We start from the raw sequence: 12,104 nt of genomic DNA, 5'->3' as shown, positions 1-12,104 counted from the left end.
AATATACAATTGGTATTCGTATTCTTTTCGCTTATCATATAGAGTTTCAGCTCGCTCAAACAAACGTTGTAAGGGTGTTTTATGCTTACCTTTTCCTTGTACTAATTCTACATGTTGTACTTCAATTTCTTTTGCTAAGAAGGTATATATACATTCATCATTCATACAATGGGTATCTAGCCCTAATTCGTTCCAGATATCTTGCTTTAATATAGCTAATTTAGATGGTAATGTATCTAGTCTTTTTTGTACTGCTTTTCGCCAGACAAAGGTGTACTTGTTGGCATTAGCCTCTAGTTTAGTTCCATCAATAAAGACTTCATTGAATGTTAATGCGTCACGTCTACTAATAGCTTCCATTAACTGTGAAAATAGATTCATTAATATATCTAGTGTACAACGTGCAAAAAATCGTTGGAATGTCATATGACTTGGAGCTGAATATCCTTGAAGAAGCCACATATAATTAATGTTTTTTTCGCATTGTTGTTGTATCATACGTGTAGAATACACGCCGTTGGACATAGCATAGACAAAGATTTTGAACAGAATATGCGGTGGTACTTTAGATTTTCTTCCTTTCGGAGAATACAAATGCTGTAACTCTTTATAGTCTAATTCCTCCAATACAGCATCTAATAACCGCACAGGCGCTGTTTCTTTTATCAAAATGCCATAATCCAATGGTAAAACTAGTTGGCGAGGCATTACTAGTTTGGTATAATTAGGTTCATTGGTATGGTTTTTGTTCATAATTTAATTATACCAACGAAAAGGGTCCTTCGGGGCCCTTTTTGCTTAGAAATACAAAAAACTATTAGTTGATATAATCTAATCAACTAATAGTTTTTTAAATTTAAGGGGCTGTTTTGTTACAGCCCCTTTCGAGTTATTCATTATAATTTTGTTTCCATAGCATTAGAAGATATTCTTTAGGCTGTAGTTAATTACGATGAGTGAAACCAGGGTGGTACTCTTGTTAGCGATAGTACTGTACATATTACAGCTCGTGATGCCAAGGACAGTGGTATTCATGTAACTGGTGAAACAGTACAAGCAAAAAAACTAGTATTAGATAGTGCTAGTGATATCAACCTTGTATCGGGCAAGAATACTGTAGATGTTAATAATACCTATAAAAGCTCTGGATGGAGTGTTGGTGCTGGTATTAGCTTAACTGGTGGTGGTATTCTTGATATTAATGCGAGTGGCAATATGGCTCGTCAAAATGGGGATACCCATCAAGAGAGCTATGTACCAACGACAATTAAAGCCGCACAATTAGCACAACTTAAAGCAAAGCGAGATACTACTATTATTGGTTCTACTGTATCTGGTAAGAAAGTTGAAGTTGATACAGGTCGTGATTTACATATTCAAAGCTTACAAGATGTAGATAACTTTAAAGAACACAGTAAATCTGCTGGCTTCTCTGTTTCTTCTAATCCTAATTTCAAGAACCCAACAGGTAGTATAAGTGCAAGTGTAGGTCGCATTGATAGTAAATGGAAAAGCGTAACTCACCAAGCAGGTATTTATGCTGGAGAAGATGGCTATGATATTCATGTAGGGAATGGTACTAGATTAGAAGGTGCCGTCATTAACAGTGCTGCTTCAAAAGCTAAGAATACATTGACTACCAAATCTCTCGAGATGAAAGATATCCAAAATGAAGCCGAGTATACCTATAGCAACAACGGGATTGGCTATAACTATTATGGTAGTAAAAAGAAACTCGAAGAGATGAAGACCAATGATAAAAAAGGATATGATAAGATTTATAACAGTATTGGTCTAGTTCCAAACTTAGGCGTAGGATCAAAAGGCAAAGCAAACTCGACTACTCAATCTGCAATCTCAGATGGTATACTAATAGTAGATGGTAAAGAAATTGATACTAAGACCATTAATACAAATACCGAGAATACATTACATCAATTAGATAAGATTTTCGATAAAAAGAAAATTGAAGAACGTCAAGAGTTAGCTCGTCTATTCTCTAAAAATGCATTTGAACAACTACATAACTGGTAACCAACAACTAAGGATGGTAAAGTTGCTAAGTCCATTGCGCATGGTGTAGTAGGTGAGTTGGCAGCTCGTATGGCTGGTAATGTACCTGGTAGCGGATTTAAGGCTACTATGTCTAATGAGATGTTAATTAGAGAAATTAATAAAGTGGCTAAACATGATCCCGCCGTAGCACAATGGTTGAGTGTTGCGGTAGGTGGTGTAGTTAATAAAGTAGGTGGGAAATCAAGTAATAGTGGTGCTGCAACTACATCTTATGCAACAAAGTGGAATGAAGGCGCATATAATGTTAATAGAGTTGATCTTGATGGTATTTCAGAAGAGAATAAAGACCTAGCTTTAGCTCATATGGATTATCTTTTAGCTAACAATAATCGGTCAGATGCCAATAAAGTAAAAATAAAGAAAAAGTACGTACGTGATGGTCACTTGTACTCTGAAGCTAAGGGTATATCAGCAAACATCCCCGAAGTAGGAGGATTTGGTTTTTCAAGAGGGTATGGTGTAGATTCTGAAGGGCACACATATTTGACCGATTCATTTTCTATGGGACCTGGAGTTGCTCCTGTTCAAAATACAATAAGTGATACTAAGGTATTATGGGGAAGTAAAGATTTTACTGGACCTAGTTTAAGTATAAATCTTAATACATTTGGAGGGAAAACTTATAGTATTAGCCCAAGTAATATAACTGAGAGTAAAACTTTGAATGTATCTTCAGAGGCTACTATATCGGCCTCTTATACTGTAAAACTAGAGGATTCTCCAGTTAGAGTAGTTGAAGTTGAAGGTACTAATATAGATTTGAAAACTTATACACCAGTTCAACCTACTGGTATATATTCACCACCACCAAAAGAGTATCCAGCTGAAATAAGAGCAACTAATCAAGAGGAAAGTACAGAGAATCGTATTCGAGCTATTAGAACTCAATTTGAAATAGAGGATTAATTATGAAAAAAATAATGTCTTATTTTAATTTATTGCCTTTATCGTTTAAGCTTATTTTGGGTTTTACTGTTATATGTGTGATTATCATTTTTTTTATGACAGTAGCTGCTTTTTTTTATAGACCTAACCAAATTCAAAAGCTTGAATCATATGAGCAAAAGCTTGTAAGTATATCTTCTTATAAGGTAAATGAAGATCATTATGCTACAGGTAGGAATAGTCAGGTTTATAATTTTAAAATTATATATGAGCATATTGAATTTGAAAAAATTAAAGCTTTACTTTCGAATGACAGAATTAAGTGGCGTGAATATAAAAATAGACATATAATAGGCTATGATTTAAATTATGATGTTACTATTAAAATTGAGGGACATTCTTCTGATAATAGGGTAATAGTAGTTTTGAGTACTGAAAAGTAGTTAGTAAATAAGAATAGGTTGTTAAACTTTAGCATATCTCATTATTGTGTTGAACTATTATAAAATAGGTTAATAGGTATAGTGGATTAATGCTTACTATTTTGCTTAAATAATATTTATATTCTTGTTTAATATGAAGGTTGTATATTTAGATAGAAGATAGTTGATTAGTGGTTCTATAATAAATGTTGGGGTGACACTACTACAGTGTCACTTCCAACATTATTTTATATTGTACGCCGAATAGGCATGACTAACCCCCCAGTTAAACCGGGGGTCGGTAAAAAATTCTTAGAGAAAAGGAAAGAACCTCCTAGTGATAAAATGAAGTTGGTCTGGCAACCACAACATTTCAACATAGGAGGTTCAATGTCAATGAATGACGTAAAAAGCTTATCACATAGTAAATGGAGATGTAAATATCATATTGTTTTTGTACCAAAGTATAGAAGACAAATAATTTATGGTCGGATAAAAGCTGATGTAGGTAAAATTTTAAGAGATTTATGTAATAGAAAGAGGATATTATGTGGATACAGTGGGAAGATACGAAGGAGCGATAAAAGAGTATATTCGCAATCAACTACAAGAAGATATAGCACAAGATACATTAAACTTTAAAGAATATACTGACTCGTTTACGGGTGAGCCGGTAAAATAGGCAAAATAAAAGCCCCCGAGTAGGGGTCAGCCAGTGGTAATAGAGTGATTGTCAGATCATTCAAAGCCCTCTTTAGAGGGCTATCACTAGAGAAAGACCCTTATAGGGTCAGAGCAAACCACCCGTTCTACGGGTGGTTATGATTTAAAATGATTTTTTACCCAATGTAGGGTGGCTACAACGTTTTAATGTTAGCGTATCAATCATATGAACCGCTTCGTCCAATGTAAGGTCCTCTCGTTTTGTAGGTGTTTCTAGGACCGCCAATGGATGGTCGGTGCCCACCTCGCCGGATGGCAAGTAGATGTATTCTTGATTGATTGTATCGCCAAAGATATAGCCTGCTTGTAAATGCTCTTTATGGATGCGACTCATAATGCTCCTTTATAAATGTATGATGCACATTTGAATAGTATGTCAGTTATGCGCTCATAGGGATTCAATTACAATATTTTTTGTATCTTAAATTCTGCATAGTCTGCAGAAACGAGTTCTAATTTAGTGGTTCCAAATGTTGAAGGAATTCGTTTGAATGAATTCTGGTCATGTAAATGGCCAAATATGCATATATCGACATGGTAGCGCTCCATGAGGTCTGTAAAGCCTGATGGGGCGTTGTTTTCGTTAAATGGAGGGTAGTGCAGTAATAGGATTCGCGTTACAGGTAGTGGTTCGTTGGTATTCTCTGTTTCACCATGTTCCTTTTGTAATGCTTGGATGGCTTGCTCCATTTCTTGTAACGCCGCTTCGGTACGCAAGATTTCTCTATCATAGATAGATTGATCGGTATCCGGTTCAAAGCTAGCATCATCAGGACAAATATATCCGCGGGTGCCACCAAAGGCTAAGATGCATTGATGTTCGGTGGGCTGGCTTTCACCAGTTAAAGCATTAACCTGAGTGGTGAGATTGATGATGCGGGCCGTACCGTGGCCTTGTAAAAAGGTAATAGCATCACCCATGGCGTTTTTCATTTTGTTGGCAGAGGACCACCAATAATCGTGGTTGCCGCGAATCATAAATTTTTGGCCTGGAAGACTGGCGATTTCGTTGAGGTCGTAGAGTGCTTCATCGAGGCGCAAAGCCCAGCTCATGTCGCCTACGAGAAAGATAATGTCTTCATCGGTGACGGTGGACAGCCAATGTTCTTTTATACGTTGCCAATGATTGTCCCAGTGGGGACCGAATATGTTCATCGGCTTCGTAGGTGGATTGCCTGATAGATGAAGGTCTCCAATGGCGTAAATGTTCATATATGTCCTTACTAGAGTCCTCTAACCTACGGAACTCGTAGCAGAGGGTTCTTATTTCAATTCAAAATAGGGTGTAATATTCTGTAAAATTTTCGCAGCTCGTTCATCATTGCACGTTTGTGGAATTTTATAACCCACGTAGAGCGGCGTTGTGATATAGCGAGGAATCACCTTGATATATTCGTAACCATCTTCTAGTTGATAGAAGAAATAGTTATAGGATTGGGAAAATTTTGCCAAGCTATCTAGTACATAGCGTATGGTCTGTTGTAAGCGCATGGCGATGGAACGAACAGGTGCATCAGGTTTATACCGCAAATTGTATTCAAAGAATCCAATAATAGGGTGTTTAGATAAGGTGATGCGGATATCTTGATCTTCGTGTAATAGCCAGCCATTCATGTTCTTGACCGTAATGTCCTCGTGATAATCGTAGTTGCGTAGGCCTATAATTTGGCTGTGAGGATGGCGTATGGAACCGCCCGACATGGGACCGTGGTTTTTAAAGAATAGAACGGATTTATATTCCTTTGTGGCTATCGTTTCATGCCATTTATCTAGACCAAATTGAATGATCCGCGTTGCATCATCAACGGAAAGGGTAGATAATTCGCCTTTGTCACCTTCTGTTTCAATGATGACCGTAGGCCATGTATCCTGCAAAACAGGATACTTATTCATGAGCCATATGATGTGACCATCTTGTGCTAGAATATCTGTTAAATTTGACCGGTCGCAGAATGGACAGCGCACACTTGCGTCACGCATATTTACAGGCTTTGTACGCCCTAGTGCAATATCAAATATAAGTGGTTCGTTCATGGTGCGCCTCCTTTCATCTCATACCTTTAATCATACCATAAATGACAGTATTACACATGAAATAATGGTATAATATAGTAATAATCTTTACCAAATTATAGGAGGTCATATGAAACCTACAACCTTGGTATTTCCCATAGATGAACAACATAGAATTTTGCTAGGCCGCAAGAAACGCGGCTTTGGCGCTGATAAATATAATGGATTTGGCGGTAAAATCAATGATGGTGAAAGCTTTCGCCAATGTGCTGTCCGCGAACTATATGAGGAATCGGGCATACGCGTTGATGCGTCTGATCTAGAATGCGTAGCCCTTTTTGACTTTCAATTTCCCTATGATGAAAGTCTAACCCATGTGGGCTATGTATATTTTGTGCGTGTTACCGATGTAAAACCTATTGAATCAGACGAGATGGAACCGCATTGGTTTACATTCGCCGATGTGCCCTATGAACATATGTGGGAAGGGGACCGTACATGGCTTCCTATGCTATTAGAGGGCAAGTTGCTAAAGGGGCCTATCCGGTTTGGCCCAGATAACAGTCATGTTGAGGACATGCGTTTAACAGAGGTCGACACAGTCATGGAAAGTGAATTGTTGGCTCGTATCGATTTATATATTAATGAATAAGGTATAGTGAAAGTATAGGGGGTGCTTTCACAAATACCTATATTGAGGAACTATGAAAGAGATGAATAACCCCAAGTGGGTGCCACAGTTGTTGGCGTGGTATGATGTAAATAAACGGGATTTACCGTGGCGTGACTGCGGTGACCCCTATAAGGTGTGGGTGTCCGAGGTGATGAGCCAGCAGACCCGCATTGAGGCGATGAAGCCCTATTATGATAATTGGATGCGTTTGTTTCCTACATTAGAGGATTTGGCAAAGGCCACCGAAGATGAAGTAGTCCATGCTTGGCAAGGTCTTGGCTATTATAGTCGTGCTCGGAATCTACGCCTAGGCGTACAAGATGTGGTGAATAATTATGGCGGCGTAGTGCCTCATAATCGCAAGGATATGGAATCTTTGAAGGGCGTTGGTTCCTATACGGCCGGCGCTGTGCTGTCCATGGCTTATGGCGAGCCCGAGGTGGCCGTCGATGGCAATGTACTACGGATTTATGCCCGTTTATACGGCATATTTGATGATATTTTGGGTACAAAGGGCAAGAAGGCCATAACTGCTATTGTAGAGGACACGCTGCCTCACGATAGACCAGGAGATTTTAACCAAGCCTTGATGGACTTTGGTTCAGCCGTATGTATCCCTAAGACGCCGCGTTGCGGTGAGTGCCCTATCGTCAATATGTGTCATGCGTACCAACATAATGTAACCGATCAATTGCCTGTGCGCATCAAGAAAACAAAGGTTGTAGATGTGCCTGTTTTTGTAGGTATCCTCAGCTATGGTGACTATTATTTACTACATAAACGCCCTAATCGAGGCCTCTTGCGTTCCATGTGGGAGTTTCCATCTGTAGAAAATGCGGATTCCTATGATGCGGCAGAATCTGGTTTAACTGAAATCGTAGGGGCATTGGGTTTTGGATTATCCTTGCAACCGGTTATTGTGAAAGAATTAACTCATGTATTTTCTCATCGCAAATGGTTTATGAAGGCTTTTAGAGGCGATTTGCAGTATACTGGAGACCATACATCAATCGAAGCGATACAAAAGCAATTACCGAAGGATTGGATGCTCATCAAACGGGATGAATTTGCCGATTATGCTTGGGCGGGACCTCATGGTAAATTGACAGAATTATGTCCTATTGTAGAATAAATTTATGAGACGAACACTGATTTTGTCTCAATGTATTAGCAATTACTTGATATACAGTTAGGAGCGTATATGCAAATAATTATAAATATTGTGTTTCTCGTGGTGCTTGCCATAGCCTTTCTAGGTTTTTGGGGATTGTACCTCTATTTATGGAAACCGAAAAAACTATGGCCTGCATGGCTAGCCTATATTTTGGTAGTCGCTGGTTGGTTCTGTGCGGTGCGATACTATTTCTTATACCAAGTTGATCTATACGGCACGCCTTGGTATGAATGGCTTAACTTGTTTAGAACGGAAAGCTATGGCGTAGTATTTGCCATATTCTTGTGTATACCAGTTTTCATCATATTGGCCTTGATCTATGCACTGGTAAACCGCATCTCCCATAAGGTTCCCGTAGAAGAACGGACTGGGCGCCGTGCTTTCTTTAGAACAGTAGGCACTCTTGTACCTTTGGCTGCCATGGGTGGCGCTGGCTATGCTGCCTACGAAGGACAACGAGAAATCGTTGTGACCCATGAGAGCTTTGGTTATACCAATCTACCGCCAGGACTTGCAGATTACAAGATTGTACAACTCAGCGATATCCATATTGGGCCGAGCATCGACCTAGATGACTTTGATGAAATCTTGCGATTAGCACTACTAGAACACCCAAACTGCGTTGTCATCACCGGTGACCTTATCGACAAGATACAATGGCTACCTGAAGTTTGTGATCGCTTAAAGGTATTTGCAAAACAAATTCCAGATGGCGTAGACTATATTCTTGGCAATCATGAATTCCATCATGATGTAAATAAAATCGTCGATGATATTAAAACAAAAACGCCATTAAATGTATTGATTAATGACAACATCCAAATCATGGGGGGAAAACAACCGGTCTATATTGCTGGCGTATCCTATGACAATGAACGTCGCAAAGAAAATCGTGAAGCCATGATTGATAAGGCCTTGTCCGGAATCCCTAATAATGCCTTTGTTATTCTGTTGGCTCACCATCCAGAATTCTTTGACGAAGCTATTGAACGCAATGTGCCACTTACATTGTCCGGACATACCCATGGCGGACAAATTATCCTCTTTGGTATGCCTTGGGTACCGATTGGTACACCATATGTAAAAGGTCGCTATACAGAGAAAAATAGCGTATGTTACGTAAATAATGGATCTGGACACTGGTTCCCTATTCGTATTAACTGTCCTAGAGAAATTACGGTTATAACATTCTTTGATGGAGTAGCTTAGGCAGTGACTTTGCTATATTAATAGCTATAATAGTTAAGCAATTTTAGATGATTAAAGTTCATAATAAAACGAGGTATTGTATTTTGCATACGATACCTCGTTTTATTATATGAAGTTATATAAGAGTTGTGATATATTAGAATGAGGGTTTATAGCATTGTGTTGTTGAAAGAGAGTGTAAATTGAGCTATGGAACATATCAATAAATTAACCTATGTCTCTTATGACGGATTTATGGAAATGGATAATCTACGTAATAACTATGATTCTATTTTAGAGCTTGATTGTAAAGATATAACAACAGAAGATAAGTTCTGGTTTTATTTCGGATTATATTTTAACTTTCCTACACGGGTTGATAATTGGGCTGCTTTTTCCGATTGGATGAGAGATTTAGCATTTTGGGATAGAAATAAATCTATTCTGATAATCTTTAAAAATATTGATGAGTTATTTTGTAGAGATCTAACATTACAATCCTTAGCTATGTCAGTCTTTTGGGAAGAAGTATTACCATATTGGGAGAATGAAGTAATAAAAGTAACGAGTGGATCGATGCAGCCACGTCAATTTGATGTATATTGCGTCATGAGTCAATATGATGATTTTTAGTGCTTTTGCTTGATATAGTATTTTTATAGGTTTTAATTTACGCAAAAGCAGTGGCTTGATAGGATAGTAGATTTATTAAATCATTGGAATTTAGATGAAGATTAAAAAGTATGAGACAGTTTTTAGTTGATGAATTCAGTAAGTTTAAGATTGAAGTAGTAGAGTTAATTCAATATGTAAGTAAATTTAAAACACTTACGATGAATGTACAAACTTATCTTTCAATAAATGTTTTAGTTTTATTGGGGATAGAAGCGAATATTTTTATGTTTTCTATTCCTTTTGATAAAACATATAATCAAGAATACTACAATATCTTATTTTATGTAGGGCATACGCTGTATATTTTGTTTGTCTGTATTACAAATTATATGCGCTTGAATTATTATAAAAAGGATTCTCTTAATTGGATTAATGTCTTTATAATGATTTCTTTAGTAATGGTTTTATTTTTTGGTAAAAGTATTACTATTTCTAGTTCTAATTTTAGGTTTAGCAGCACTACTGATTATATATTGGGGAATAAAGTGCTGTGGAGTGTAGATACCCCTGAGCTGTTCTTTCCTTTTTTGTTCGGGACTCTTCTACTTTTTACATTTGGAATTGACAAATTATGGTCTAACCATAATGTTATTGAAACTAATGGGATTATTTTTGATAATAAAGTTATTGATGTGTGGTGGGGCAATAGAACTGATTTAACCGATGGGCAAATCAAGACTTTAAAGCTGCATTACAGTAGTCAAGAGAAATACCCTTTTTGGGCTGATATTTATAAAAGTATTTTAATAGATAGCCTATGGTTTTATGGGCGTAGTACTGTTCGTCAGTGGCATATGTTTAATGTGTTCTTAGCTTTTATTATGTATAACCTTGTTGTAACTTATACGATTGAGCCATCCATTTTAAGATATGCTTTATACATTTATCTCACATATACTGTATTTACTATGATATGTAGACGCTTGATAGATAGCAATAGCAGTATTTTCTGGCTTTTATGTTTGTTTGTGCCTTTAGTTAATATATACGTACTATACTTGTTATATAATAAAACTTCGGCAGTATATGATCAGGAAAGTAACTCAATTTTTTATTATCCTTTATAACTAAAAAGTGGGGCCATGATAGAGTCTGATAAACTTATATTTATCTACAGCCCTTTTCACGTTAATTAAGCAAATGGTTTGAAAATGCCAAGCGTACTAATTAGTCTGTTGACTTTAATATTAGTATTTATAAGGTGAGTGGTAGATTCTTATGGATAACTATAATGAAACTATAGAAGGAATATAGATGATAGAATTAGAACCTATTAAACAGATAAAAAGTCCAAGTTCAGAAAATGTTATAATTTTTGCTTTGCGGTGTGCAAATTATATGGTTATAAATGATAAACTTAATGGTTTAATTATTTTGGACCTGGAGTGGAGAGAAGTTAATAGACTTTATATAGGCGAACAATTATTACTTATTGAAGCTATATATACAGATATGCTGAAAAACAGAATTGTATTTAAATTAGAGTCGTCTTTATGCTTTGTAGATATTGATACACATTTTGTTAAGTTAATACCTATTCCTAATAATATTAAGGAATTCTATTTTTATCAATTATACAAATTTAATGATGACATAATTTTAATGCGTACCAATAAAGGGGTAGTATATTTGTCATTGGTTGATTATTCTGTTCATATTATAAATGAAGTAGCAGAATATGATGGAAAATTTGCATACGTTGTTTATGAAAGTGAAACAAAAGAATCCTATTCTCATAATGGAAAATTAGTTTGTTTGGATACAGATAATATAACTATATTAGATTATTTTAAAAAGGTTCAGATTAAAAACCCTATTTCTGTCCCGTATTTTGATGTATCTGTGACGGATAGATATGGTTTAGCTGTTGGAGAGGAACAATTACAGATTTTTAACCTAAATGGAGATATAAAAAGTAGGATATTATCATATAAAAGACCGTGGTATGGTGAGAGGGCTGATATAGTTGGAAAAGATGATGGACTTCATTTATATGTTATAAGCCGTAATGATTTGGAAGAATTAACAAGTTTTTCAGAATATTTAATTCCGTTTGACAAGATGCCTAATCATGTAATTCTATTATAAGATTTATATTTAGAAGGTCGTTGCTAGAAATATCGGTTCTTTTGCATTTAGTTCCTATGGTTTTAGCTAGATTCGTTTTGTATGATCTTTTTTGCGTAGATTAGAGTCCTACTGAGGTAAAAATGTTTTTAAAAATATTCAATTTTATTTTTTATGCTGGTATGATCTTTTTTCTAGGAGGCATTAC

12 protein-coding genes and 2 pseudogenes are annotated in these 12,104 nt (G+C 36.4%); 10 read left to right on the top strand and 4 right to left on the bottom strand.

The genetic code is table 11. The features are described from left to right. Positions 1-753: transposase (locus tag O3617_RS08745; protein WP_371449586.1), on the bottom strand; the 753-nt coding region annotated here is incomplete at its 3' end. 222 nt (positions 754-975) lie between these two features. On the opposite strand from O3617_RS08745, the pseudogene O3617_RS08740 reads away from it, so the two are divergent. The 4 genes and pseudogenes from O3617_RS08740 to O3617_RS08725 all read left to right on the top strand — a co-directional run. Continuing rightward, positions 976-2,034 (top strand): annotated as a pseudogene (locus tag O3617_RS08740) (hemagglutinin repeat-containing protein); the annotation flags it as partial. 69 nt (positions 2,035-2,103) lie between these two features. Then, entirely contained in the window at positions 2,104-2,982 is an 879-nt protein-coding gene (locus tag O3617_RS08735) for a hypothetical protein (protein ID WP_371449585.1), read from the top strand. Positions 2,983-2,984: 2 nt separating this feature from the next. Further along, the gene (locus O3617_RS08730) at positions 2,985-3,404 is read left to right on the top strand and encodes a hypothetical protein (RefSeq protein ID WP_371449584.1); all 420 of its coding nucleotides are present in this window, start codon (positions 2,985-2,987) and stop codon (positions 3,402-3,404) included. 375 nt (positions 3,405-3,779) lie between these two features. Then, positions 3,780-4,065 (top strand): annotated as a pseudogene (locus O3617_RS08725) (transposase). A 144-nt stretch (positions 4,066-4,209) separates the two neighbouring features. Here O3617_RS08725 and O3617_RS08720 read toward each other — a convergent pair. From O3617_RS08720 to O3617_RS08710, 3 genes are all read right to left on the bottom strand, one after another. Next, positions 4,210-4,440, bottom strand: a complete 231-nt coding sequence (locus O3617_RS08720; RefSeq protein WP_005378024.1) for a hypothetical protein — start codon at positions 4,438-4,440, stop codon at positions 4,210-4,212. A 68-nt stretch (positions 4,441-4,508) separates the two neighbouring features. After that, positions 4,509-5,318, bottom strand: coding sequence for a metallophosphoesterase (locus tag O3617_RS08715; RefSeq protein ID WP_371449583.1), 810 nt, complete (start codon positions 5,316-5,318; stop codon positions 4,509-4,511). A 51-nt stretch (positions 5,319-5,369) separates the two neighbouring features. Then, positions 5,370-6,140, bottom strand: a complete 771-nt coding sequence (locus tag O3617_RS08710) for a DUF4931 domain-containing protein (RefSeq protein ID WP_275249803.1) — start codon at positions 6,138-6,140, stop codon at positions 5,370-5,372. 109 nt (positions 6,141-6,249) lie between these two features. Between O3617_RS08710 and O3617_RS08705 the strand changes: the two genes are divergently transcribed. From O3617_RS08705 to O3617_RS08680, 6 genes are all read left to right on the top strand, one after another. Continuing rightward, positions 6,250-6,771, top strand: a complete 522-nt coding sequence (locus tag O3617_RS08705; RefSeq protein ID WP_275249802.1) for an 8-oxo-dGTP diphosphatase — start codon at positions 6,250-6,252, stop codon at positions 6,769-6,771. Positions 6,772-6,823: 52 nt separating this feature from the next. Next, positions 6,824-7,924 carry an A/G-specific adenine glycosylase gene (mutY, locus tag O3617_RS08700; RefSeq protein ID WP_275249801.1) on the top strand — a complete coding sequence of 367 codons (1,101 nt, stop codon included), beginning with the start codon at positions 6,824-6,826 and terminating at the stop codon, positions 7,922-7,924. 69 nt (positions 7,925-7,993) lie between these two features. Then, a complete protein-coding gene (locus tag O3617_RS08695) occupies positions 7,994-9,175 on the top strand; it encodes a metallophosphoesterase (protein WP_275249800.1) in 1,182 nt (393 codons plus the stop codon). A 189-nt stretch (positions 9,176-9,364) separates the two neighbouring features. Continuing rightward, entirely contained in the window at positions 9,365-9,787 is a 423-nt protein-coding gene (locus O3617_RS08690) for a hypothetical protein (RefSeq protein WP_275249799.1), read from the top strand. 110 nt (positions 9,788-9,897) lie between these two features. Beyond that, the gene (locus tag O3617_RS08685; RefSeq protein WP_275249798.1) at positions 9,898-10,896 is read left to right on the top strand and encodes a DUF805 domain-containing protein; all 999 of its coding nucleotides are present in this window, start codon (positions 9,898-9,900) and stop codon (positions 10,894-10,896) included. Between the two features lie 187 nt (positions 10,897-11,083). Beyond that, on the top strand, positions 11,084-11,917 hold the full coding sequence (locus O3617_RS08680) for a hypothetical protein (RefSeq protein WP_275249797.1): 834 nt from the start codon (positions 11,084-11,086) through the stop codon (positions 11,915-11,917). Positions 11,918-12,104 lie beyond the last annotated feature (187 nt).

Source organism: Veillonella sp. 27098_8_77, from assembly GCF_041431535.1.
Classification (GTDB): Bacteria; Bacillota; Negativicutes; order Veillonellales; family Veillonellaceae; genus Veillonella.
This window is presented reverse-complemented; position numbering and strand designations above follow the sequence as displayed.